General features: G+C 54.9%; 21 protein-coding genes and 5 pseudogenes. 20 read left to right on the forward strand and 6 right to left on the reverse strand.

Annotation, left to right across the window (positions count from 1 at the left end):
• The first annotated feature begins 4 nt into the window (after positions 1-4).
• Positions 5-628 carry an enterobactin synthase subunit EntD gene (entD, locus tag K7R23_RS23570; protein ID WP_024132532.1) on the forward strand — a complete coding sequence of 208 codons (624 nt, stop codon included), beginning with the start codon at positions 5-7 and terminating at the stop codon, positions 626-628.
• On the opposite strand, the gene K7R23_RS23575 is transcribed toward entD, so the two are convergent.
• Together K7R23_RS23575 and K7R23_RS23580 are read right to left on the reverse strand one after the other, a co-directional pair.
• Entirely contained in the window at positions 625-1,566 is a 942-nt protein-coding gene (locus K7R23_RS23575) for a transketolase family protein (RefSeq protein WP_012904931.1), read from the reverse strand. The two genes, entD and K7R23_RS23575, sit on opposite strands and share 4 nt — an antisense overlap.
• Positions 1,559-2,389 carry a transketolase gene (locus K7R23_RS23580; RefSeq protein ID WP_012904930.1) on the reverse strand — a complete coding sequence of 277 codons (831 nt, stop codon included), beginning with the start codon at positions 2,387-2,389 and terminating at the stop codon, positions 1,559-1,561. Before K7R23_RS23580 ends, K7R23_RS23575 begins: the two co-directional genes overlap by 8 nt.
• Positions 2,390-2,767: 378 nt before the next feature.
• On the opposite strand from K7R23_RS23580, the gene K7R23_RS23585 reads away from it, so the two are divergent.
• The 8 genes and pseudogenes from K7R23_RS23585 to K7R23_RS23620 all read left to right on the forward strand — a co-directional run bounded on the left by K7R23_RS23585 (position 2,768) and on the right by K7R23_RS23620 (position 11,619).
• Positions 2,768-3,718, forward strand: a complete 951-nt coding sequence (locus K7R23_RS23585) for a sugar-binding transcriptional regulator (protein ID WP_012904929.1) — start codon at positions 2,768-2,770, stop codon at positions 3,716-3,718.
• A gap of 343 nt (positions 3,719-4,061) precedes the next feature.
• Positions 4,062-5,582 (forward strand): annotated as a pseudogene (locus K7R23_RS23590) (FGGY family carbohydrate kinase).
• A 139-nt stretch (positions 5,583-5,721) separates the two neighbouring features.
• Positions 5,722-6,656 (forward strand): annotated as a pseudogene (locus tag K7R23_RS23595) (substrate-binding domain-containing protein).
• A gap of 42 nt (positions 6,657-6,698) precedes the next feature.
• Positions 6,699-7,319, forward strand: coding sequence for a DUF2291 family protein (locus K7R23_RS23600; RefSeq protein WP_012904928.1), 621 nt, complete (start codon positions 6,699-6,701; stop codon positions 7,317-7,319).
• Between the two features lies 1 nt (position 7,320).
• Complete coding sequence (locus tag K7R23_RS23605) at positions 7,321-8,865, forward strand: sugar ABC transporter ATP-binding protein (RefSeq protein WP_012904927.1); 1,545 nt, start codon at positions 7,321-7,323, stop codon at positions 8,863-8,865.
• Positions 8,866-8,882: 17 nt separating this feature from the next.
• Positions 8,883-9,950, forward strand: a complete 1,068-nt coding sequence (locus K7R23_RS23610; RefSeq protein WP_012904926.1) for an ABC transporter permease — start codon at positions 8,883-8,885, stop codon at positions 9,948-9,950.
• A 52-nt stretch (positions 9,951-10,002) separates the two neighbouring features.
• Positions 10,003-10,800: a glucose 1-dehydrogenase gene (locus tag K7R23_RS23615; protein ID WP_012904925.1), complete on the forward strand. Its 798-nt coding sequence runs from the start codon at positions 10,003-10,005 to the stop codon at positions 10,798-10,800.
• A gap of 33 nt (positions 10,801-10,833) precedes the next feature.
• Positions 10,834-11,619 carry an SDR family oxidoreductase gene (locus K7R23_RS23620; RefSeq protein ID WP_012904924.1) on the forward strand — a complete coding sequence of 262 codons (786 nt, stop codon included), beginning with the start codon at positions 10,834-10,836 and terminating at the stop codon, positions 11,617-11,619.
• A 104-nt stretch (positions 11,620-11,723) separates the two neighbouring features.
• Here the strand turns inward: K7R23_RS23620 and K7R23_RS23625 are convergent, their stop codons facing one another.
• Positions 11,724-11,876, reverse strand: coding sequence for a Hok/Gef family protein (locus K7R23_RS23625; RefSeq protein WP_012904923.1), 153 nt, complete (start codon positions 11,874-11,876; stop codon positions 11,724-11,726).
• Positions 11,877-12,143: 267 nt separating this feature from the next.
• Between K7R23_RS23625 and K7R23_RS23630 the strand changes: the two genes are divergently transcribed.
• The 4 genes and pseudogenes from K7R23_RS23630 to K7R23_RS23645 form a co-directional block, all read left to right on the forward strand.
• The gene (locus K7R23_RS23630) at positions 12,144-12,851 is read left to right on the forward strand and encodes a M91 family zinc metallopeptidase (RefSeq protein WP_012904922.1); all 708 of its coding nucleotides are present in this window, start codon (positions 12,144-12,146) and stop codon (positions 12,849-12,851) included.
• 33 nt (positions 12,852-12,884) lie between these two features.
• Positions 12,885-13,766 (forward strand): annotated as a pseudogene (locus K7R23_RS23635) (ISL3 family transposase); the annotation flags it as partial.
• 59 nt (positions 13,767-13,825) lie between these two features.
• Positions 13,826-14,961 (forward strand): IS3 family transposase gene (locus K7R23_RS23640; protein ID WP_217968131.1). Its coding sequence is split into 2 segments (ribosomal slippage): positions 13,826-14,072 and positions 14,072-14,961, totalling 1,137 coding nucleotides; the frame shifts between segments, so codons are not numbered across the junction.
• A 35-nt stretch (positions 14,962-14,996) separates the two neighbouring features.
• Positions 14,997-15,239, forward strand: a pseudogene (locus K7R23_RS23645) (transposase); the annotation flags it as partial.
• A 110-nt stretch (positions 15,240-15,349) separates the two neighbouring features.
• Here the strand turns inward: K7R23_RS23645 and K7R23_RS23650 are convergent.
• Positions 15,350-16,051: a GNAT family N-acetyltransferase gene (locus tag K7R23_RS23650; protein ID WP_012904920.1), complete on the reverse strand. Its 702-nt coding sequence runs from the start codon at positions 16,049-16,051 to the stop codon at positions 15,350-15,352.
• A gap of 140 nt (positions 16,052-16,191) precedes the next feature.
• Here K7R23_RS23650 and K7R23_RS23655 point away from each other — a divergent pair, with 140 nt between their 5' ends.
• Both K7R23_RS23655 and K7R23_RS23660 read left to right on the forward strand, forming a co-directional pair.
• On the forward strand, positions 16,192-17,307 hold the full coding sequence (locus K7R23_RS23655; RefSeq protein ID WP_012904919.1) for a YbdK family carboxylate-amine ligase: 1,116 nt from the start codon (positions 16,192-16,194) through the stop codon (positions 17,305-17,307).
• Positions 17,308-17,377: 70 nt separating this feature from the next.
• Positions 17,378-17,626, forward strand: a complete 249-nt coding sequence (locus tag K7R23_RS23660; RefSeq protein WP_012904918.1) for a DUF1158 domain-containing protein — start codon at positions 17,378-17,380, stop codon at positions 17,624-17,626.
• Between the two features lie 16 nt (positions 17,627-17,642).
• Here K7R23_RS23660 and K7R23_RS23665 read toward each other — a convergent pair whose 3' ends face one another.
• The gene (locus K7R23_RS23665) at positions 17,643-17,984 is read right to left on the reverse strand and encodes a RamA family antibiotic efflux transcriptional regulator (RefSeq protein WP_012904917.1); all 342 of its coding nucleotides are present in this window, start codon (positions 17,982-17,984) and stop codon (positions 17,643-17,645) included.
• A gap of 261 nt (positions 17,985-18,245) precedes the next feature.
• Between K7R23_RS23665 and K7R23_RS23670 the strand changes: the two genes are divergently transcribed.
• The 4 genes from K7R23_RS23670 (at position 18,246) to K7R23_RS23685 (ending at position 21,287) form a co-directional block, all read left to right on the forward strand.
• A complete protein-coding gene (locus tag K7R23_RS23670) occupies positions 18,246-18,827 on the forward strand; it encodes a TetR/AcrR family transcriptional regulator (protein ID WP_012904916.1) in 582 nt (193 codons plus the stop codon).
• Positions 18,827-19,195 carry an MmcQ/YjbR family DNA-binding protein gene (locus tag K7R23_RS23675; RefSeq protein WP_012904915.1) on the forward strand — a complete coding sequence of 123 codons (369 nt, stop codon included), beginning with the start codon at positions 18,827-18,829 and terminating at the stop codon, positions 19,193-19,195. Before K7R23_RS23670 ends, K7R23_RS23675 begins: the two co-directional genes overlap by 1 nt.
• Before the next feature lie 98 nt (positions 19,196-19,293).
• Positions 19,294-19,947 carry an oxygen-insensitive NAD(P)H nitroreductase gene (gene nfsB / locus K7R23_RS23680; RefSeq protein WP_012904914.1) on the forward strand — a complete coding sequence of 218 codons (654 nt, stop codon included), beginning with the start codon at positions 19,294-19,296 and terminating at the stop codon, positions 19,945-19,947.
• 92 nt (positions 19,948-20,039) lie between these two features.
• Complete coding sequence (locus K7R23_RS23685; protein WP_012904913.1) at positions 20,040-21,287, forward strand: mechanosensitive ion channel family protein; 1,248 nt, start codon at positions 20,040-20,042, stop codon at positions 21,285-21,287.
• Between the two features lie 54 nt (positions 21,288-21,341).
• Here the strand turns inward: K7R23_RS23685 and pheP are convergent.
• Positions 21,342-22,730 (reverse strand): annotated as a pseudogene (pheP, locus tag K7R23_RS23690) (phenylalanine transporter).
• 293 nt (positions 22,731-23,023) lie between these two features.
• On the opposite strand from pheP, the gene K7R23_RS23695 reads away from it, so the two are divergent.
• Entirely contained in the window at positions 23,024-24,199 is a 1,176-nt protein-coding gene (locus K7R23_RS23695) for a coiled-coil domain-containing protein (protein WP_012904912.1), read from the forward strand.
• Positions 24,200-24,684: the final 485 nt, after the last annotated feature.

The raw sequence follows: 24,684 nt of genomic DNA on the forward strand, positions 1-24,684 counted from the left end.
CGCAATGCAAACCACTCACTCCCCCCTCGCCTTTGCCGGTCATACGCTGCACGTCGTAACCTTTGATCCCGCCAGCTTTGATGAGCGCGACCTGCTGTGGCTGCCTCATTATGCGCAGCTGGCGAAGGCCGGACGGAAACGCAAAAGCGAACACCTGGCGGGCCGTATTGCCGCCGTACATGCGCTGCGGCAGTGTGGCTATAAAAGCGTGCCCGGCATCGGCGCGCAGCGTCAGCCGCTGTGGCCCGCGGGCCTTTTCGGCAGCATCAGCCACTGTGCGCAGACGGCGCTGGCCGTGGTCGCGCGGCATCGTATCGGGGTGGATATAGAAGCTTGGTTTACGCCGCAGACGGCGGCGGAGCTGGCGGACAGCATCGTGAATGAAGATGAGCGGCAACGCCTTGCCGACGGCGAACTGCCCTTTGCCCGGGCGCTGACGCTGGCCTTTTCCGCCAAAGAGAGCGCATTTAAGGCGCTTGCGCCATCAGAACAAGGCAACGCCGGTTTCAGCCGGTTTCAGATTATTGCGGTGCAACCAGAGCAGATGCTTCTGCGCTTCCGCCACCACAACCTGCGCGTACAGTGGCGGTTTACGCAAGAGCATGTGATTACGCTGGCCCGCTTTTAACGTTTAAGCAGCTCCTGCGCCTGTTCGGCGACAGAGCGGGCGTCAAAGCGGTGGTGCTGGCGCATCCAGCCGCGATCGGCCGCCGCGGCGTACTCCCCGTCCGGAATGCCTGAACGTTTAAGCACCGCGCCGCTGCCCGCCTCGGCCAGCGCTTCCGCCACCAGGCTTCCCAGCCCGCCGTTAACGTTATGTTCTTCAACGGTCATGACCACTTTGCAACCCTTCAGGGCGGCTAACAGGGCCTGAGTATCACACGGCCTGATTGACGGAACGCTGACCACCGTCGCCTGGATACCGGCGTCGGCTAACAGCGCGGCGGCATCGACCACTTCATGCACCGTCGAACCTGTCGCCACCAGCGCCAGCTCCTCACCTTCGCGCAGCGTCACCACCGCACCCGGAACAAAGCGATAACCTTCATCATACAGCTCAGGCAGCGCTTTCCCGTCCATGCGGATATACACCGGCCCCTGATAAGCAAGAGCATAATCAATTATCTGGCGGCACTCGCGTGGAGAAGAAGGGGCAAAAATCTGGATGTTGCCGAAGCCACGCATGATGGCGAGATCGTCAATTGAGTGGTGGGTGCTGGCCAGCGGCCCATAGCTGGCCCCTGCGTTCAGGCCAAACAGTTTCACGTTGGTATTGTTATAACAGACGTCAACTTTGATCTGCTCATTGGCGCGTGAAATCAGAAATGGCGCGGCGTTACAGGTGACGGCCACTTTCCCGCCCAGCGCCAGCCCCGCCGCCGTTCCGACCATGCTCTGCTCGGCGATGCCCACGTTAACCAGCCTGTCGGGAAAACGGCTAATAAATGGCGCTATCTTCGCCGTGGAGGTGGAGTCGGCCACCACCGGCACCAGGTCGACGCCGTTTTCCACGGCATCAATAAACGCCTGAACCATTACGTTCGCGAGATGTTCAGCATTACTCATCTTTCAGTTCCTCCAGTGCCAGTGCAATTTCTTCGCCTTTCGGCACGCGGTGGTGCCACTCCGGACGCCCCTGAATAAAGGAGATCCCGGCGCCTTTTGTGGTGTTGGCGATAATAACGTTCGGTTTTCCCGCCTGTTGTAGACCTTCCAGCGCGGCAACCACCGACGCCATATCATTTCCCTGACATTCTGTGACTTCCATACCAAACGCCCGCCATTTATCGGCCAGAGGATCGGTATTCATAATTTCACGCGTCGGTCCGGCGAGCTGGAGATTGTTTTTATCGTTGATGATGACCAGGTTATCCAGACCGTAGTGCGCCGCCGCCAGCGCCGCTTCCCAGTTGCTGCCTTCGGCCAGTTCGCCATCGCCGGTGATCAAAAAAATGCGTCGGGCGCTGTTGTTTTTCTTCGCCGCCAGCGCCAGCCCTACCGCCACAGGTAAACCGTGGCCCAGCGCGCCGGTATTGAGTTCAATGCCGGGGGTTTTCTGCCGAACCGGGTGTCCCGGCAGATGAGAGTTCGCATGCTGATAGGTTGCCAGCCAGTCGACGGGGAAAAAGCCCGCTTCCGCCAGCACGCAGTAGTAACACCCTACCGCGTGCCCCTTGGACTGGATGTAGATATCGCGCTCATCGTCATCCAGCCTGTCCGGGGCAACGTTCAGAATGCGAAAGTAGAGCGCGGTCAACAGTTCGACCTGTGACAGATCGGCCCCCGTATGCCCGCCCGCCGGGCTGTTGGCGTTCAGCGTAACGATGTGGCGGCGCACGGCTCGCGCTTTGCGCTCAAGAGTCTGGATATCGTAATTGTAGGGATTCATTTAATACCTCTGAATTTATTTTCAACATGGAATATTTATTCCATGAGGGACTAAAAAAAGCAGACATCCCAAGCTTTGCATCACAAGGCTTACGCCGTTGCAGGGCGCTCAGGAACCGTCTGTCTCGCACCGCTACTTACACTGGCAACAGGATAGTCAATTGACCTGACACCTCTTTGAATATATATTCGTTATTGATTCTTTATTCAATTATGCGACGATTTTCTCACCTTTGTCCATAGCTGTTTTTGAGGAATGGTTAAAACCAGAGCTTTATCACACTTACCTGTCATTTTTTTTCGCGTATGATAATACCCTCTAAGATAATGGCGGTGCGGTACGTAAGCGTCTGGCGCTAAATGAGTTCTGGGGAAATATATGGCAAAGCAGGATGAACAACGGCTATTGGTTAAAATCGCGACCCTGTATTATCTTGAAGGGCGAAAACAGTCAGATATCGCTCAACTTCTTTCACTTTCTCAGTCGTTTATCTCCCGCGCCATCAGCCGTTGCCAGAAAGAAGGGGTGGTAAAAATCAGCGTCGTTCAGCCGTCCAATATTTTTCTTAACCTCGAAAAAGGCATTGAGGAACGTTACGGGCTGAAGCAGGCCATTGTGGTGGATACCGAGGAGGACGCCAGCGATCACGCTATCAAACGCGCGATTGGTTCTGCCGCCGCCCATTACCTTGAAACCCGTCTGCGGCCAAAAGATCTGGTCGGCGTCTCGTCATGGAGTTCGACCATTCGCGCGATGGTGGATGAAGTCCATACGCAAAACCTGAAAGCCGGCGGCGTGATCCAGCTGCTGGGCGGCGTCGGGCCAAACGGCAACGTACAGGCGACGATCCTCACCCAGACGCTGGCGCAGCATCTTAACTGCGAAGCGTGGCTGCTACCGTCGCAAAGCATTGAAGGCTCAGTGGAAGAAAAAAACCGCCTTATCGCCAGTAAAGACGTCGCCGATGTTATCTCACGCTTTGACAAAGTGGATATCGCCATTGTCGGCATCGGTATCCTTGAACCGTCGCAGTTGCTGAAAACCTCTGGTAACTATTATCACGAAGATATGCTTCAGGTGCTGGCCGATCGCGGCGCCGTCGGGGATATCTGCCTGCATTACTACGATAAAAACGGCCAGCCGGTGTTACAGGATGATGAGGATCCGGTGATTGGTATGGCGCTCGACAAGGTGAAGAAATGCCCGAACGTGGTGGCGCTGGCTGGCGGGACCGATAAAGTCGCCGCCATCAAAGGCGCTCTGAACGGCGGCTACATCGATGTGCTGATCACCGACTACCCCACTGCCCGCCTGTTAGTCTCCGCCTGATTTGGCTAAGCGAACTGCCTTTGCGTTGTGCGTCACTCTCGCAAAGGCTCAGAAAAAATCTTTTAAATTCAGCAAACTGAAAGGATTCACCCACATTTTATTACCCAGCGTTTCTGCTAACATCCCGCCTGTCTAAGTGTGATTCTCAGCACAATTGATGATTTTTCCTGTAGCTCAGCCTGCTGTTTGTCGCTAAGGTATTAAATAAATAATCAATACCGAATATATATTCAGAGTTAAAAAATATGCCACGTCACAGACAGCCTGATGAAGTATGACGCGACAACAAGGGATACCTTCTTCCCTTCCACGCCGGGACGCAATGTGACTCAGGAGATAATCTATGTGTGCAGCGAAGAAAACGTTCATCATTGCGCTGGATGAAGGTACCACCAACGCCAAAGCGGTCGCCCTTGATGAAGCGGGAAACGTGGTGGCGAAATATTCTCAGCCGCTGGCGATTTAAACGCCGCGGGAGGGCTGGGTGGAACAATCCGGCGAAGTACTGATTGCGGCCTCCCTTGAGGTGATCGCCAAAGCCATTCACCACGTCGGCGCCGACAACGTCGCCGCGCTGGCGATCAGCAATCAGCGAGAAACCGCCATCGGCTGGTATCGCGACAGCGGCAAACCGCTGAACGCCGCTATTACCTGGCAATGTACGCGCAGCGCGCCCTGGTGCGAAGCCCTGCGTCAGGCCAATAAAGAACCGCTGATCAAAGCCACAACCGGACTGCCTGTCGCCCCGCTGTTCTCCGCCTCGAAAATGCGCTGGCTGCTGGAATCGACGCCGGAAGGTATGCGGCTGGCGGAACAGGGGCAGATTTGCCTCGGCACCATCGACAGCTGGCTGCTGTGGAACCTGACCGGCGGCGCAGCCTTCAGCTGTGATTATTCCAATGCGGCCCGCACCCAGTTGCTCAACCTGCAAACCGGCGAGTGGGATGAGCAGATGCTGACGCTGTTCCGCATCCCCCGCGCCGCGCTGCCGGAGATAAAACCGTCCAGCGGCCTGTTTGGCTATACGCGCGGCCTCGCCGGGATCCCGGATGGCATTCCGGTGATGTCGATGGTCGGCGACTCCCATGCCGCGCTGTTCGGCCATGCGCTTGGCGAACCGGGATGCGTTAAGGCTACCTACGGCACCGGGTCGTCGGTAATGGCGCCGGTAAAATCGGCGCAATGCGATATTGAAGCGCTGGCCACCACCATCGCCTGGCACGATGGCGATCGCATTGTTTACGGTCTGGAAGGCAACATTCCGCACACTGGCGATGCGGTGGCCTGGATGGCGGACAGCACCGGCCTTAGCGAGCTGCCTGATGATGAACTGGCCCATGAGCTGAATACTCTCCCTGCTTCCGTTGAGTCAACGCTCGGCGTGTACTTTGTCCCGGCGCTGACGGGACTGGGCGCGCCCTGGTGGGATGACAGCGCGCGGGGCGTGATCTGCGGTCTCAGCCGCGGGGTGAAGCGCGCGCATCTGATCCGCGCAGCGCTTGAATCCATCACCTATCAGATCGCCGACGTGGTGGCGGCAATGCAGCAGCATGACGACTTCAGCCTGACGGCGCTGATGGTCGATGGCGGCCCCACCAAAAACGACTGGTTAATGCAATACCAGGCCGACCTGCTGGGCTGCCCGGTGATGCGCAGCGATGTACCTGAACTTTCCGCCATCGGCGCGGCGCTGCTGGCGCGCAAAGCGCTCTATCCCGGCTCGCTGCACGATCTCAACGCCTTTTTAACCGCCCACAGCGCCTTCCAGCCCGATATGGCCCGCCATCAGCAGCTGCAACAAAGATGGCAGGCGTGGCGCCAGGCGGTGAACAGAACATTATGGAAACCGGCCTCGTCGGTCTGACGCCTTACCAGGGGAATGACGACTGACAAATTTTATTAACCGACAAAAGGAGGGATCCGGACCATAAACCTGATTTAACGATTCTGGCTTTACGTTGTTTCACCGAACCCGACAATAACAACACAGAGAGAACATTGTCATGAAATTACGTTTAACGCTGTTAACCGCTGCTACCCTGACCGCCCTGTCCTTCGCCGCCCATGCCGCCGAAAAAGGGACAATTATGATTATGGTCAACTCGCTGGATAACCCGTATTACGCCTCAGAAGCCAAAGGCGCCAGTGAAAAAGCGCAGGCGCTGGGCTATAAGACCACCATCCTTTCGCACAGCGAAGATGTGAAAAAACAAAATGAGCTGATCGATACCGCTATTGGTAAAAAAGTTCAGGGCATTATTCTGGATAACGCCGACTCAACCGCCAGCGTTGCGGCGATTGAAAAAGCTAAAAAAGCCGGTATTCCGATTGTGTTAATTAACCGCGAAATTCCGGTTGATAACGTGGCGCTGGTGCAGATTACCCATAATAACTTCCAGGCCGGTTCTGAAGTCGCCAACGTATTTGTTGAGAAGATGGGTGAGAAAGGCAAATACGCCGAATTAACCTGTAACCTCGCCGACAATAACTGCGTCACCCGTTCCAAATCATTCCACCAGGTGATTGACCAGTTCCCGGATATGGTCAGCGTGGCGAAGCAGGACGCCAAAGGCACGCTGATTGACGGCAAACGCATCATGGACAGCATTCTGCAGGCGCACCCGGACGTGAGGGCGTCATCTGCGGAAATGGTCCCGTCGCGCTTGGCGCTATCGCCGCGCTGAAAGCCGCTAACCGTAACGACGTGATTGTCGTCGGTATCGACGGCAGTAACGACGAGCGTGATGCGGTAAAAGCGGGAACGTTGCAGGCAACCGTCATGTTGCAGGCCCAGGCCATCGCCGCCCAGGGCGTCGCCGATCTGGATAACTACCTGCAAAACGGCGTGAAGCCGGAAAAACAGCGCGTCATGTTCCGCGGCATTCTGATTACTAAAGATAACGCAGATAAAGTCCAGGATTTCAATATTAAATCCTGATCCCGGGAGTTGCGCCTCCTACGAGGCGCAGAGGAGAACACTATGTCTAAAAAAGCCTGGCTGGCGCTGGCCGTATTGACCATCGGCGGCTGCCGCATCGTCTCGCAACAGGAGCTGCAGGATCTTAAATCTCCCCCCAATCCACATATGGCGAATATTGACCAGACGTGGCAAACGCAAATTGTCCCGCAAATTGTCGGGCAGGCACGTCCCGTCGCGGAACTGATGGCGGCCTTACGCGCAGAAAAAGATATCGACAGCGCTTGTCAAAAGCTGGGCTTCCGCTCTCAGGATGAGAATCCCTGTATTTTCTACATCAAGGTCGAGGGAAAAATCAGTCAGATCGACACCGCATCCCGCAGTGGAAAAATGACCATCGCCGATAACAGCGGCAGCAATGTCGTGGTGCAGATTGGCCCGACCCTGCGCGGCACCCAGCTGCGCGACGCGTATAAAGGGGCGAGCTATGGCGATTTCAACGACCAGGTCCTGTTCGGCGAATATGGCCGGGCGATCAACCAGCAGGCCGTGAAAATGATTCAGGCTGTGCCGCTGAAAGCGGGCGAATCTGCGCAGGTCTATGGCGTATTTTCCACCTGGGATATTCCACAAACCCTCCCGGATATTACGCCCGCCCGGATCGTTATTGCAGGAGGTGCATAACATGCAGCCGCAGAATAGCGTCGCTCCTGACTCCGCTGAATCTGAAGTCATTATTGAAACCCGCGAGCTGTCACGCGTTTATCCGGGCGTGGTGGCTCTGGATAATGTCAATTATCGGGTTTACCGCAATAAGGTTAACGTGCTGATTGGCGAAAACGGCGCGGGTAAATCCACCATGATGAAAATGCTCGCCGGGGTGGAAACGCCCTCCACCGGACAAATTTTCCTCGATGGTCAGCCGGTGTCGCTAAATTCTACCCATCAGGCTGAAAAGCACGGGATCAGTATTATTTTTCAGGAGCTGAATTTATTTCCCAATATGAACGTCATGGATAATATTTTCATGGCTAACGAATTTTTTCAGAAAGGGCGAATTAACGAAAAATATCAGTATGCGCTGGCTAAATCTTTACTGGAGAGACTGGAACTGGATGTTGATCCCCGGGCGCCGTTAGGGGAACTCGGCATTGGCCACCAGCAGCTGGTGGAAATTGCCCGCGCGCTCTCGAAAGATACGCGGGTGCTGATTATGGATGAGCCCACCTCCGCCCTCAGCCAGTCGGAAGTCAAAGTGCTGTTCAACGTCATAGAGCAGCTGAAACGGCGCGGCGTGACCATTATCTACATCTCCCACCGCCTGGAAGAGCTGATGGAGATTGGCGACTACATCACCATTTTCCGCGACGGCAAGTTTATCAGTGAACGCCCCGTCAGCGACGCCAGCATTCCGTGGATCATTGAGCAGATGGTCGGCGATAAGAAAAAACATTTCGATTATCAGGCCGCGCCGCACGGCGACACTGTGCTTGAGGTTAACGGACTGACCGCGCTGCACCCCAGCGGCGGTTACAAGCTCAATGACGTGACCTTTAGCTTACGTAAAGGCGAAGTGATCGGCATTTACGGGCTGCTGGGCGCCGGACGCACCGAGCTGTTTAAAGGGCTGGTCGGCCTGATGCCCTGCCAGAACGGCGATATTGAACTCAACGGCAAGCGTATTGATAGCGCCTCGTTTCAGACGCGCCTGAAAAAAGGGCTGGCGCTGGTGCCGGAAGACAGACAGGGCGAGGGCGTGGTGCAGATGATGTCGATTCAGTCGAATATGACCCTGTCAGACTTCAGCCTGAAGGGATTTCGCCGGGCCTGGCGGTGGCTCAATCCGCACAAGGAGCAGGCCAGCGTGAAAGAGATGATCCAGCAGCTCGCCATCAAGGTCAGCGATCCCGAACTGCCCATCACCTCCTTAAGCGGCGGCAACCAACAAAAAGTGGTGCTCGGAAAAGCGCTGATGACGCAACCGCAGGTGGTCTTTCTTGATGAACCCACCCGCGGCATCGACGTAGGCGCGAAAACCGACGTCTATCACCTTATTGGCAAAATGGCGCAGCAAGGGCTGGCGGTCATGTTTTCTTCGTCGGAACTCGACGAAGTGATGGCGCTGGCGGATCGCATTCTGGTGATGGCCGATGGCCGTATCACCGCCGATGTACCCCGACATGCGGTGACTCGCGAGGCGTTGATCGCCGCCTCTACACCACAAGATTAATCAGGCTGGAATCCATCATGAACCAGAAATATATGATTTATATGTACCTGCTGAAGGCCAGAACGTTCATCGCGCTGCTGCTGGTGATCGCGTTCTTCAGCGTGATGGTACCGAATTTCCTGACCACATCTAACCTGCTGATTATGACCCAGCACGTGGCGATCACCGGGCTTCTGGCGATTGGCATGACGCTGGTGATCCTGACGGGGGGCATTGATTTGTCCGTTGGCGCCGTCGCCGGGATCTGCGGCATGGTGGCAGGCGCGCTGCTCACCAATGGCCTGCCCATCTGGGGCGGTAATATTCTCTTTTTTAACGTGCCGGAAGTGATCCTTTGCGTCGCGCTTTTTGGCGTCGTCGTCGGCTTTATCAACGGCGCGGTGATTACCCGCTTCGGCGTAGCGCCGTTTATCTGCACCCTCGGCATGATGTACGTCGCCAGAGGCTCCGCCCTGCTGTTTAACGACGGCAGCACCTATCCCAACCTGAACGGTATGGAAGCGTTAGGCAATACCGGTTTCGCAACGCTGGGCTCCGGCACCCTGCTGGGCATTTATCTGCCTATCTGGCTGATGATCGCTTTTCTGCTGCTGGGTTACTGGATCACCACCAAAACGCCGCTTGGCCGCTATATCTATGCGATCGGCGGCAATGAATCCGCCGCGCGACTGGCCGGCGTGCCGATCGTCAAAACCAAAATCTTTGTTTACGCCTTCTCCGGACTGTGCGCGGCGTTTGTCGGCCTGATTGTGGCCTCGCAGCTGCAAACCGCGCACCCGATGACCGGCAATATGTTCGAAATGGACGCCATTGGCGCCACCGTGCTGGGCGGCACCGCGCTGGCGGGCGGTCGCGGCAGAGTCTCCGGCTCAATTATCGGCGCCTTTGTCATCGTCTTCCTCGCTGACGGGATGGTGATGATGGGCGTCAGCGACTTCTGGCAGATGGTGATTAAAGGCGTGGTCATCGTCACCGCCGTGGTGGTCGATCAGTTCCAGCAAAAGCTGCAGAACAAGGTCATTCTGATGCGTCGCCATGAAGAGAAGCTGGCGGCGGCGCCTGCGGCCAATACCGTATCCAGTTAAACCGCATCATTCCGCCGGGCAGAAGCTGTCCGGCTTAAACAGGGGAAAAAATATGCAACGTAATTTTCAGGGTAAGACGGTTGTTATCACCGGGGCATGCCGGGGAATCGGCGCAGGTATCGCTGAGCGCTTCGCCCGCGACGGCGCCCGTCTGGTGATGGTCTCCAACGCCGAACGCGTCCACGAAACCGCAGAACAGCTGCGCCAGCGCTATCAGGCCGACATCCTTTCACTGCAGGTAGACGTGACGGACGAAGCGCAGGTGCAGTCGCTGTATGAACAGGCCGCGGCCCGCTTTGGCACCATCGATGTCTCCATTCAGAACGCCGGGGTCATTACCATCGACTATTTCGACCGGATGCCAAAGGCGGATTTTGAAAAGGTGCTGGCGGTCAACACCACCGGGGTGTGGCTCTGCTGCCGTGAAGCGGCAAAATATATGGTCAAACAGAATCAGGGCTGCCTGATCAATACCTCCTCAGGCCAGGGGCGTCAGGGCTTTATCTATACGCCGCATTACGCCGCCAGCAAAATGGGCGTTATCGGCATCACCCAGAGCCTGGCGCATGAGCTGGCGCCGTGGAATATCACCGTCAACGCCTTCTGCCCTGGCATTATCGAAAGTGAAATGTGGGATTACAACGATCGCGTATGGGGCGAAATTCTCAGCAGCGAGGAAAAACGCTACGGCAAAGGCGAGCTGATGGCGGAGTGGGTAAAAGGGATCCCGATGAAACGGGCGGGTAAACCGGAAGATGTCGCCGGGCTGGTGGCTTTTCTTGCCTCTGACGACGCACGCTACCTCACCGGACAGACCATCAATATTGATGGCGGCCTGATCATGTCCTGATGCCCGGCAGAAAACAACTGGAGAGAATTCGCTATGATTGCTAAAGACTTTGCCCGGCAGTTGTTCAATGTCGAGGGACGCGTCGCCTTCGTTACCGGCGCAGGCAGCGGTATCGGTCAGATAATTGCGTATGCCCTTGCCAGCGCCGGCGCTCGTGTCGTCGGGTTTGACCTGCGTGAGGACGGCGGTCTGAAAGAGACCGTACAGAATATTGAGGCCATTGGCGGACAGGCTGCGCTCTACGCTGGCGACGTCCGCCAGCTTAGCGATCTGCGCGCTGCCGTAGCCTTAACGAAAGAACGGTTCGGTCGGCTTGATATTGCGGTTAACGCCGCCGGGATCGCCAACGCTAATCCGGCGCTGGAAATGGAAAGCGAACAGTGGCAGCGGGTGATTGATATTAACCTCACAGGCGTGTGGAACTCGTGTAAAGCCGAAGCGGAGCTGATGCTGGAGTCCGGCGGCGGTTCCATTATCAACATCGCCTCGATGTCGGGGATTATCGTCAACCGGGGGCTTGAACAGGCCCACTACAACAGTTCCAAAGCCGGCGTGATCCATCTTTCGAAAAGCCTGGCGATGGAGTGGATTGAGAAAGGCATTCGCGTTAATTCAATCAGCCCGGGCTATACCGCCACGCCGATGAATACGCGCCCGGAGATGGTGCATCAGACGCGTGAGTTTGAAAGCCAGACGCCGATCCAGCGCATGGCGAAAGTGGAAGAGATGGCAGGCCCGGCGCTGTTTCTCGCCAGCGATGCCGCGTCGTTCTGCACCGGCGTAGATCTGGTGGTGGACGGTGGTTTTATCTGCTGGTAAAAGTTCGCCCGCAGCCGTCGCTGACTGCGGGCGAGTTAATTAAGCGGGTGCCGTCCCTCCTGACCGGACAACCGGATATGCGGGGATCGCTCCCCGCATAACGGCTACTTCTTCGGTTCGTAAGCGAGAACTGCCTTAAACTCCATACCACGCTCCTTGACGCTGAACTCGCATAGCGAGTCCCCGACTAACAGCGTGAATCCCAGCACCGTGACACACAGCACTATGATTGCCATTAAGGCATATTTCGTCAGCATGTATTGCCTCCATGCGAAGAAGAGACTACCATCCGAATTGTCTGGTTCGGATGGGTAGCCTCAAGGTTGATAACACTATCTCCTTGGGGCTTTCTTCTTTCCGAACCTCAGCAATGGCCTGAAGCTCGAAAGCTTCCGGCACCCGCCGTTATCCTACGCTTATCCTTACCAATTACTGTATATTTAAGGGTCATCCCCTGTTGTGGTGGCGTACACTGCCAATCAAGTATAATCCTCTTGACTTACGCTTATCCTCAGGAGGTCTTAATGCGCCCTACATCCCTTAACCTGACATTACCTTCGTTACCTCTACCCTCATCTTCAAATTCAATTTCAGCCACAGACATTCAATCTCTTGTAAAAATGTCGGGTGTGCGCTGGGTGAAAAACAACCAACAACTCTGTTTCCACGGGACTGACCTTAAAATCTACCAGCATCTTGAAGCTGCCCTCGATAAGATCGAATCCACAGACACTGGACGTACTCTTTTGAACTGTATTGAATTAACATCCCGACTCAAATCAGAAAAACTGGCAATACATCTCGATTCTGCTGAGTTAGGGGTGATAGCACACTGCAATGCGGATGCTGAAAACTCCCGAGGAACTGGCTCCGACTTTCACTGTAATCTGAATGCAGTTGAATATCCCTGCGGGCAAGGAATTAGCCTGGTAGACTTTCATGCATGCATTGTTTTCCATGAACTTCTCCACGTTTTCCACAATTTAAATGGAGAGCGCCTGAAAGTTGAGAGTTCTCAACCAGAATTACAAACACACTCCCCACTTTTACTCGAAGAAGCCAGGACTGTTGGGTTGGGTGCTTTTTCTGAAGAAGTTCTTTCAGAAAATAAATTTCGTGAAGAGATTGGGATGCCCCGCAGAACATTCTACCCGCACGATTCATCTCTCATTCATGATGACAATACAGTGACTCAGGGATTCCAGCGGAAAAAACTGCATCCGTTACTTTAGCTACGTTGCTTATATGAGGACTCATCTGCATATATGGATGAAAAATCGCTATACGCCCACATTCTCAACCTGTCCGCCCCGTGGCAGGTTGAATCACTTTCCCTTGATGAAAATGCTGGCTCTGTCACCGTTGTTGTCGGGATCGCCAAAAATTCACTGCTAATCTGCCCGACATGCGGGCAGCAATGCCATGTTCACGATCACCGCCATCGCAAATGGCGTCATCTTGATACCTGCCAGTTCATGACTGTCGTTGAGGCGAATGTCCCCCGGGTCATGTGTCCAGACCATGGTTGCCAGACGTTACCTGTTCCGTGGGCCGGAGCTGGTAGCCGATATACGTTATTGTTCGAATCATTCGTCCTTTCCTGGCTGAAAATTAGCACGGTTGATGCGGTAAGAAAGCAACTTAAGCTTAGCTGGAATGCCGTTGACGGCATTATGACCCGGGCAGTTAAACGTGGTCTTGCGCGAATAAAAAAGCCGCTATCAGCCCGGCATATGAATGTGGACGAAGTTGCGTTCAAAAAAGGGCACCGGTACATCACAGTGATATCAGATCGTAAGGGACGAGCGCTGGCATTAACGGATGATCGGGGTACGGAAAGTCTTGCCAGCTATCTTCGCACCCTCACCGACAGCCAGCTGCAGGCAGTCAAAACGTTCTCAATGGATATGAATGCCGGATATATCAGAGCGGCACGCATCCATCTTCCGGGCGCCGTAGAGAAAATAGCCTTTGACCGCTTCCATGTGGCAAAACAGCTGGGGGAAATCGTTGATAAGACACGGCAGGAAAAACTGGCATGGCTGAGAGAACAAATGCAACTGACCAGCCAGTGCTGGACACTGAAAGAGCTGGCGAAAGATATCTGGAACCGCCCCTGGAGTGACAAACGACGTGCAGACTGGTTGTGGACTGACCCCGCCCCGGTAGACGATCCTGCCCTATAGTTTGAGCATAGGAGGAGCGTATGGGCACACCACGATTTACACCTGAATTTAAGGAAGAAGCCGTCCGTCAGATAACGGAACGCGGTTATTCCGTCGCCGAAGTATCTGACCGTCTGGGCGTCTCTGCACACAGCCTCTACAAGTGGCTACGGGCTATCAAACCTGATAACAGCGAGCAGCATGCCCGGGATTTACTGGAAGCGAAAAGCGAGATCCTGAAACTCCGGGCGCAGCTAAAACGCACCGAAGAAGAACGGGATATCCTGAAAAAGGCCGCGCGGTACTTTGCAAGGGAGCCCGACTGAAGTACCGCTTTATCAATGAGCACCGCACTGTATGGGGTGTGATGACGATGTGTCGGGTACTGAATGTCGCCCGGGCCGGGTTCTATGCGTGGCTGCATAACCCTGTCTCGGCGCGTGATAAAGATAACCAGCGCCTGCTGATACTTATCCGCGACTCATATTCCCTGAGCGGAGGCGTATACGGTTACCGGCGGGTTCATGGCGATCTGAACGAAATCGGGGAAACCTGCGGTAAAAACCGGGTGGGTCGGATCATGCAACTGAACCGGATTAAAGCCGTGCGCGGCTATAAAGCGCCACGTCGTATCGCTGGCAGGCCTTCAATCGTTGCTCCTAATCGCGTGCAGCGGCAGTTCACCGTTGTCCGGGCCAACCAGGTCTGGGTCACCGATATTACTTATATCCGCACCTGGCAGGGCTGGCTGTATCTGGCGGTGGTTATCGATCTCTTTGCCCGTAATGTGGTCGGCTGGTCGATGAAACCCACTCTCTCGCGCGAACTGGCGCTCGACGCGCTGATGATGGCGGTCTGGCGCCGAAAACCGGACGGCGAGGTCATCGTACATAGCGATCAAGGTAGTCAGTACGGCAGTGACGACTGGCAGCGCTTCTGCCGGGCCAATCACCTGGCACCGAGCATGAGCCGGCGTGGCAACTGCTGGGATAATGCGGTGGCCGAATCGTTCTTCAGTTCACTGAAAAAAGAACGCATCAGGAAGAGAATATACAAAACCCGGGCTCTGGCCCGGGCGGATATCTTCGATTACATTGAAGTGTTCTACAACCGGGCCCGGCGCCACAGCCACCTCGGCGGCGTCAGTCCGGAGGCCTTTGAACAGGCCTCGTCGTGAGGACAGAATTTGTCTACAGGCGTGGGGTCAGTCCATTGCAGTGGATAGCATTGGCGAGAAGTTGCGATGTGCCGGTAATGAGAAATATGGCAGGAGCCATCACGAAAAGGCTATATGGAATACTTAACGCCATGCGGTACAGCGTCTCAAATGGTAATGCCGAAGCGCTGAACAGCAAAATAAGGCTGCTGAGGATAAAGGCCAGAGGCTATCGAAACCGGGAGCGATTTAAACTGGGGGTGATGTTCCATTACGGGAAGCTGGATATGACGTTCTGATCCTCCCACCATGATCGGGGAAGACCCATATTTAAACAGCTGAATTTTACTTTCAGAAAACATTTAGATCGGTCTGCATCCCCGGAAGCAGCAAGCCGTATCAGGCCCGTTTATTCCCGACACTGAGCCAGCGTCAGTTTCTGCCGCCCCTGCTCATCAAAATTATCCGCCGCCAGCCAGCGCTGGAGCGCGCGATCGCACTGCGGCCATTCGCTATCAATCATCGACAGCCAGTCGCTGTCGCGATTACGCCCTTTACGCACGATTTTTTGGCGGAAGCGGCCTTCAAACACAAATCCGGTCCGTTCCGCCGCCCGACGTGAGGCTTCATTCAGGGAATCGCATTTCCATTCCACACGGCGATACCCCTGAGCAAAGGCATACTGCAACAGCAGCCAGACGGCTTCGGTGCCGAGGACGCTCTTTTTCATACGCGGCGACCAGGTGACGTGGCCGATCTCAACGGAGCCGTGCTCTCGTTCGATAGCCATAAAACAGACCAACCCCACCGAGCGTTCCGAACGGGCATCCACCACCGCAAAAGGCACCAGCGCGTCGTCATTTGTTTTACCGCTAAGCCAGTGAAACGTCGCCGCAACGCTGTCGGGTCGGTTGCTTGCCAGCCAGGTCCAGTCCCGCTCATCGCTCGCCTGCGCGTAGGCTTCAAACAGATCTTCCGCATGCCGCGCAGGATCCAGCGGCTCAAGGCGACACCAGCGCCCCTGTAGCACAATACGCTCAAGAACTGACGCGCCACGCCAGTCCGGCAGAGCATCGCCGACCATCTGACCATATTCATTCATTTCCGGCATAACTCTCTCCTCTGGCAACGATAAAAGCTGGTTATAACAGTTCCGCAATCGCCGTCAAAGTACCGGATTCAGATTTCTTTCCCCACGTCAGACGCGCCGCGCTTCTATACTGATTACAAATAAAAGGAGAAGGGAATACTATGTCGCTACCCGATTTTCACGTCTCAGAACCGTACACCCTCGGCATTGAACTGGAAACCCAGGTGATTAATCCGCCGGGATATGACCTGAGCCAGGACTCCTCGCGGCTGATTGCCGCCGTGAAAGATCAGGTAACCGCAGGAGAGGTGAAACACGATATCACCGAAAGTATGCTGGAGCTGGCGACCGACGTCTGTCACAGCATCGACCAGGCCGCAGCCCAGTTTGCCGCGATGCAGCAGGTAATTATGAAAGCCGCCGCGGAGCATCATCTTGAGATCTGCGGCGGCGGCACCCATCCGTTTCAGAAATGGCAGCGTCAGGAGGTGTGCGACAACGAGCGCTATCAGCGCACGCTGGAAAACTTCGGCTATCTGATTCAGCAGGCGACCGTGTTTGGTCAGCATGTGCACGTCGGCTGCGCCAGCGGGGATGACGCTATCTATCTGCTGCACGGGCTGTCGCGCTTTGTTCCGCACTTTATTGCCCTTTCGGCCACCTCGCCGTATATGCAGGGAGCCGACACCCGCTTCGCCTCGTCCCGCCTGAACATCTTCTCTGGCTTCCCCGATAACGGTCCGATGCCGTGGGTCAGCAACTGGCAGGAGTTTGAGGGATTATTCCGCCGCCTCAGCTACACCAGCATGATTGAAAGCATTAAAGATTTACACTGGGACATCCGCCCGAGTCCGCATTTCGGCACCGTTGAAGTGCGGGTAATGGATACGCCGCTGACACTCTCCCATGCCGTCAATATCGCCGGATTAATCCAGGCCACCGCCCACTGGCTGTTAACCGAGCGCCCCTTTAAATATCAGGAGCGGGATTATCTGCTGTATAAATTTAACCGCTTTCAGGCCTGCCGCTACGGGCTTGAGGGGGTTCTGACGGACGTCCATACCGGCGAGCACCGCAAACTGGCGGAGGATACGCTGCGCCTGCTGGAAAACGTGTCGCCGTCGGCAGATAAAGTGGGCGCCGGTAGCGCAATTGAAGCGCTCACTCTCCAGGTGAGAAACGGCGGCAGCGAAGCGCAGAAAATGCGGGAGTTCGTCGCCGATGGCGGTTCGCTGATCGGGCTGGTGAAAAAACACTGTGAAATCTGGGCGAGCTGAGCGTCGCGAGGTTTGCCTTAGCGGCCATAATCCCGGACAATGGCTTTTTTAACTCAAGTTTAACAATGCCATGAAACACCCGCTTGAATCGCTGATGACCGCCGCCGGTATCCTGCTGCTGGCCTTTCTTTCCTGCCTGCTGCTGCCCGCGCCGTCGCTGGGTCTGGTGGTCGCGCAAAAGCTGGTGGCGACTTTCCATCTGATGGATCTCAACCAGCTTTATACCCTGCTGTTCTGCCTGTGGTTTTTAGCGCTTGGCGCGATTGAATATGCGGTGATTCGCTACGTCTGGCGCCGCTGGTTTTCCCTGGCGCAGTAGTCTGCCGCCCGTGCGCTCAGTGCGCCCGGCTATGGTTCTCTTTGCGGTAGGCGCCCGGCGGCTGGTTGAAGGTGCGGGTGAAGATGCGGGTAAACGTCTGCTGCGAGTCAAAGCCGTAACGCAGGCAAATGTCATACACTTTTTCGTCCGATTCACGCAGATCCCGCGCCGCCAGCAGCAGCTTGCGCTCGCGAATGTAGCGCCCAAGACTCTCCCCTTTGTACTGCATAAAAAGACGCTGCAGATGCCATTTGGAGTAGCCCGCATGGCGCGCGATATCGTCAATGCGTAACGGCTGATTTAAATTTTCATCAATCCATTCGACAATGGTGTCGATAACCTGTGCAGAAATGGTCATTCAGAACTCCTCTCCCGCAAAGTAGCCGTCTTATCCCACCCCTGCCCCAAAGGGGTGTTTTAGGACGACTGACCCGCGACAGACCTTTATAAGCGCCATCCAGACTGCGCGATTGACTCTTGATTATGAGTGAGTAAGCACTCATTATAGAAATCGGAGGTTTCCCGTCAAGATGAATTTCAATCTTTGACATTCACCGTTGCGACACGCTTAAGGCCGTGTTTCAATCGCATTTTCAGACTGATTTAAGGGTAAAGCGTAGTGGCTCGTCCGAAAAGTGAAGACAAAAAACAGGCATTACTGGAGGCAGCAACCGCAGCAGTTGCGCAATCCGGGCTCGCGGCCTCTACCGCCGCGATCGCCCGCAGCGCAGGCGTGGCGGAAGGGACATTGTTTCGCTATTTCGCCACCAAAGACGAGTTAATCAACGAACTTTATCTCCATCTTAAACAGAGTTTGTGCCAGTCGATGATCGCTAATCTCGATCGTTCCCTCACCGACGCCAAAGCGCTGACCTTTTATATCTGGCGCAGCTATATCCGCTGGGGATTGGATCATACCGCGGGCCACCGCGCGATTCGCCAGCTGGCCGTAAGCGAGAAAATCAGCAAAGAAACCGAACAAAAAGCTGACGATATGTTTCCTGAACTGCGCGATCTCTGTCATCGTTCGGTATTGCCGATCTTTATGTCCGATGAGTATCGCGCGTTTGGCGATGCGCTGTTTTTAACCCTGGCGGAAACCACCATGGAATTCGCCACCCGCGAACCGGCCCGCGCCAGCGAATTTATCTCTCTGGGCTTTGAAGCCATGTGGCGCGCCCTCACCCGTGAGGAATCGTAATGGATGAAAAAACACTGTATGCCGCCGCGAGCCGTCTGGCGCTGGCATTCCCTTTTACGGAGCACTGCTGGCCGTTTGGTCCTGAATATGACGTGTTTAAGGTCGGCGGCAAAATCTTTATGATCGCCACCACAGTGAACAATCGCAGCGTTATCAACCTGAAATCCGATCCGCAAAAATCGCTGCTCAACCAGCAGATTTACCCGAGCATCACTCCCGGCTACCACATGAACAAAAAGCACTGGATCTCCGTGGCGCCCGGCGATGATATCAACGCGTCGTTGCTGGAAGAGCTGGTGAACGATTCATGGAATCTGGTGGTGGATGGGCTGGCAAAACGTGACCAGAAACGGATCCGCCCCGGCTGACTGGTCGTGAACGACGATAACTGTTTTCGCCATTTCTCGCTTATCATCTGCCGGAGAAACTTGTAACCTGCGGGTATTAAAACAAACCGGGAGTAGTTATGGATATTGTATCAGTTGCCTTAAAACGTCATTCCACCAAGGCATTCGACCCCAGTAAAAAATTAACCGCTGAAGAAGCAGAGAAAATCAAAACGCTGTTGCAGTACAGTCCGTCGAGCACCAACTCGCAGCCGTGGCACTTTATTATCGCCAGCACGGAAGAAGGGAAAGCGCGGGTAGCGAAATCCGCCGCCGGCGGCTATGCGTTCAACGAGCGCAAAATGCTCGACGCCTCGCATGTGGTGGTGTTCTGCGCCAAAACGGCAATGGACGACGCATGGCTGCAACGCGTGGTCGATCAGGAAGAGGCCGATGGCCGCTTCGCGAACGCGGAAGCAAAAGCCGCCAACCACAAAGGCCGCACCTTCTTCGCCGATATGCACCGTAAAGATCTGAAAGACGATGCGCACTGGATGGCGAAACAGGTTTATCTCAACGTCGGTAATTTCCTGCTCGGCGTCGCCGCGCTGGGTCTGGATGCCGTGCCGATCGAAGGCTTTGACGCGGCGATTCTCGACGCAGAATTTGGTCTTAAAGAAAAAGGCTACACCAGCGTGGTGGTCGTGCCGGTCGGGCATCACAGCGTGGAGGATTTCAACGCGACGCTGCCGAAATCGCGCCTGCCGTTAGCCACCACCCTTACGGAAGTATAATCCCGCGTCCGTATTCGGTCTGAGGCAACCCCTCATTTGCATATTCTCCGTACAGCGGTCATCATAGGCCGCTGTTTTAAAAAGGAGATGTTATGCAGGAGTTAATTACGCAAGTCGAAGAACTTGCGGGCATTGAAATGAATCCCACCACCTCGCTGGTGATGATTTTCGGTATTATCTTTCTTACCGCCGTTATCGTGCATATTATTCTGCACTGGGTGGTATTACGCACATTCGAAAAACGCGCCATCGCCAGTTCCCGCCTGTGGCTGCAAATTATTACGCAAAATAAGTTATTTCACCGTCTGGCGTTTACCCTGCAGGGGATTATCGTCAATATTCAGGCGGCGCTGTGGCTGCAGAAAGGCAGCGACGCCGCAGAAATATTAACGACCTGCGCTCAGCTATGGATCATGATGTATGCCCTGCTGTCGCTGTTCTCTTTGCTGGATGTGATTTTAAATCTGTCGCAGAAATTACCGGCGGCGTCGCAGCTTCCGCTGAAAGGGATTTTTCAGGGCATTAAGCTGATCGGCGCGATCATCGTCGGCATTCTGATGATCTCATTATTAATCGGCCAGTCTCCCGCTATTTTGATTAGCGGCCTCGGCGCAATGGCCGCCGTCCTGATGCTGGTGTTTAAAGATCCGATACTGGGACTGGTTGCCGGCATTCAGCTTTCCGCCAACGATATGCTCAAGCTGGGCGACTGGCTGGAGATGCCGAAATACGGCGCCGACGGCGCGGTGATCGACATCGGGCTGACCACCGTCAAGGTGCGTAACTGGGATAACACCATTACTACCATCCCCACCTGGTCGCTGGTGTCAGACTCCTTTAAAAACTGGAGCGGTATGTCGGCTTCCGGCGGTCGGCGAATTAAGCGCAGCATCAGCATTGACGCCACCAGCATTCATTTTCTTGATGAGGATGAAAAAGCGCGGCTGTATAAAGCCCACCTGTTGAAACCCTATTTAGACAGTCGGCATCAGGAAATCGATGAATGGAATCAGCAGCTCAACGTGCCGGAGTCGGTATTAAACCACCGGCGGATGACCAATATCGGCACCTTCCGCGCCTATCTGAATGAGTATTTACGCAACCATCCGCGCATTCGGAAAGACATGACCTTAATGGTGCGCCAGCTGGCGCCGGACGATCATGGTCTGCCTCTCGAAATTTATGCCTTTACCAATACCGTGGTCTGGCTGGAATATGAAAGTATTCAGGCCGATATTTTCGACCATATTTTCGCGGTGGTGGAAGAGTTTGGTTTACGCATTCATCAGTCGCCTACCGGCAACGACATTCGCTCGCTCTCCAGCGCCTTCGCAAAATAATCAGTGCGCAAACGCTATAGCCCGGCAGACGTTACGCTGCCGGGCGAAACGGAATTACCTTTTGCGGGAAAGCTTAAACGCCACAAACAGGAAAATTATCCATACCGGCAGCAGCATCGCTGACAGGCGCATATCGTCGATGGTGCACATCAGCACGAGGATCATGGCGAGGAAGGCGATGCACAGGTAATTGCCCGCCGGGTAGAGCAGCGCTTTGAACTGCGTCTCACGCCCTTTACGCCGCATCGCCGCGCGAAAACGCAGGTGCGCCAGGCAGATCATGATCCAGTTCAGCAGCAGTGTGGCTACCACCAGCGCCATCAGCAGGCCGAACGCCTTTTGCGGCAACAGGTAGTTAATCAGCACCACCAGCGAGGTGATCCCCCCGGACAGCATCAGCGAATTGACCGGCACGCCGCGACGGCTGACGCGGGTAAGGAACTTCGGCGCGTTCCCCTGCACCGACAGGCCAAACAGCATACGGCTGTTAGAATAAACGCCGCTGTTATAGACCGATAAGGAAGCCACCAGAATGACAAAGTTCAGCGCAGAAGCGACCACGTTGCTGTCAAGATTATGGAATATCATTACAAACGGGCTGCTGTCGGATTTCACTTCCACCTACGGATAGAGCGCCAGCAGCACCACCAGCGAACCGATATAGAACAGCAGAATCCGGTAAACCACCTGATTCACCGCTTTCGGAATGCTTTTATGCGGATCGCGCGCTTCTGCGGCGGTAATACCGATCAGCTCCAGGCCGCCGAAGGAGAACATAATCACCGCCAGCGACAGAATCAACCCGCTCCAGCCGGTGGCGAAGAAGCCATTATAGCGCCAGAGATTATCCATCCCCGCACGTTCGCCGCCGTTACCGGAAAACAGCAACCACAGGCCAAAGCCAATCATGGCGATAATCGCCAGCACTTTAATCAGCGCGAACCAGAACTCCGTTTCACCGTACAGACGCACGTTAACCAGGTTCACGGCATTGATGATAATGAAAAAGGCCGCCGCCCAAATCCAGGTTGGCACGTCCGGTAGCCAGTACTGCATATAGATGCCTGCGGCGGTCAGCTCCGCCATACCGACCAGCACGAACATCACCCAGTAGTTCCAGCCAGAGAGAAAACCGGCGAACGGACCCCAGTATTTATAGGCAAAGTGGGCAAAGGAGCCGGAAACCGGCTCTTCCACCACCATTTCGCCCAGCTGGCGCATGATAAGAAAGGCGATAATCCCGGCAACGCCGTAGCCCAGCAGCACCGCCGGTCCGGCCATCTGAATCGCCGGGCCGATGCCTAAAAACAGTCCGGTGCCAATAGCGCCGCCCAGCGCGATCAACTGAATATGGCGGTTTTGCAACCCCCTCTGAAGCGTCGGCTCACTTTTCGACGCAGCATCCGACAGGCTGGTGTCCGATGCAATTGACGCGTTTTTCACGCCCTACCCCTGTGTCATTTTTATTGAGGGGCACCTTTTAACATTTCAGCCTGGTTGTCGCAAGGTCAACGCCATGAGTCCGCGCCGCGCGCTGCGGCACCTCGTGAAGAGGGGGACGTCAGCGGAAAAACCGTGCAAAAGGCGCTGTAGTCGATAATTTTTGTGAATTATTCTGGACGAAGAGGCGCCACAGACCACAAAATGCATATCGCATTTTTTCCTATATTTTTCAATCGAATGACTTAACCCAAATCACGTCATTCTTGTGTCGGTTACGCCAGGTAACGGGTGTCATGAATAAGATCATTAAACGACTCGAAATCATCAAAAGCGCCATCGAACTGGAAGATCAGGAGATCATTCAGCAACAGCTTGGACATCTGAAGCAGGAAGCCGACGATCCGGTGATTCAGGCCATCGTCGAGGCGATTGAGGCGCGTCGTTTCAGCGATGCCATGCGCGACCTTGCCGCCTGGCTGCAAAATCAGCACGCCTTGACTGGCTGGCAGGATCCGGCGATTGCCGCCGGTAAACTGGAGCTGAAGACGCTGGAGAGTCAGCTACGCGAACTGATTGACACCCGTAATACCCGTATTCAAATCCTCGATGAATTTAACGACCAGTATCATCTGCGGCTTGGTCCGTTGATGAGCCGGATTCTGGCATTACGGAAACAGCTGGCGGCCAGCGCCCGGCGTAAGCAGGAAGCGGAGCGTCGGCGTCGCGAGAAAGATTATCTCGCCTGTCAGCAGTATATTTCGCTGGCGGTCGATCGGCTAGCACAGCTCAAATTAGAGTGGATGGCGATAAACGCCTCTTCCCGTGAGGCCGTCGAGGTGCGCCAGCGTATTCAACAGCAAACGGAGCTGATCGCCGATCTGCTCGCTGAGATCCGCGGGCTGGAAAATAACTTTTGCCACCATGATGACAGCGCCGCCCGGCAGGCGCAGGAAGAGGCGACCCATAAGTATGAGGAGTATCAGGAGCAACAGCAGGACGCTCTGCAACGTTTCGCCCGCGATCGGCGGCTTTCCGCTGACGAGCGCAGTGAACTTAAGCGTCTGTGGCGTCAGGCCAGCCGCCTGTGTCACCCGGACGTCGTGGCTGACGAACAGAAAGAGAAAGCGCACCAGATGATGGTACAGCTCAATCTGGCGCGGCAAAATGCCGATCTGGCCGCTATCCGTTCCCTGCTTTCGCAATTACAAAGCGGGCTGGAACCGATGATGGCCAGCGACACGCTGAACAATCTGGCGCATTTGCAGAAAAAGATAGGCCAGTTGCGCAGGCAAATTGCGGCGCTGCTGGATGAGATAGCGCAACTGGAAGCGGAAAACGCCTGGCGTCTGGCCACGTCGGCTGCGGATAAAGAGGCCTGGTTCGCCGAACAGGAGCGCGCGCTGTCAGAGATCCGCGATACGCTGGAAGTGCAGGTAAAGCACGCCGAGCAGGAGTTGCTCGCAGGCTAGAACGTTAAGCCGTCATCCAGCACGTAGGCCGGATAAGGCGTAAGCCACCATCCGGCGTGAGGCTGCGCTTACCAGCGATGTTTGTTATTTAATAAATAGCCAATAATGCTTTTTCCAATCTCCACTTCTTCGCGCGGATATTTAAACTCAGAGTGGCAGGAAATCTGCTGACAGGAATACAATTGATTATTTTTCATCAAATTTGCGGATGGCGGCGGCATCGATAATCCGTAGAACAACCGATAAATGGTCATGCAGAATAAAATTCGGCACCGCAGCAACAACGATATCACTGTGACAAGCGACAATAACGTAATAAAAATCAGCTTTTTCCAGCTACGTAATTATGCTGTATTCATTAAATTACCATTCAAGGTTTGCATTCCTGAGAAGCTCTTCACGGGTAATGGCTACGATCTCAAACCTATTGTTCTTCACCGTTCCCTACCCCATTACACTGGTGTCGGCAATATGATCCGACAGCA

Origin of the sequence: Citrobacter rodentium NBRC 105723 = DSM 16636, assembly GCF_021278985.1 — a bacterium.
Lineage (GTDB): Bacteria > Pseudomonadota > Gammaproteobacteria > Enterobacterales > Enterobacteriaceae > Citrobacter_A > Citrobacter_A rodentium.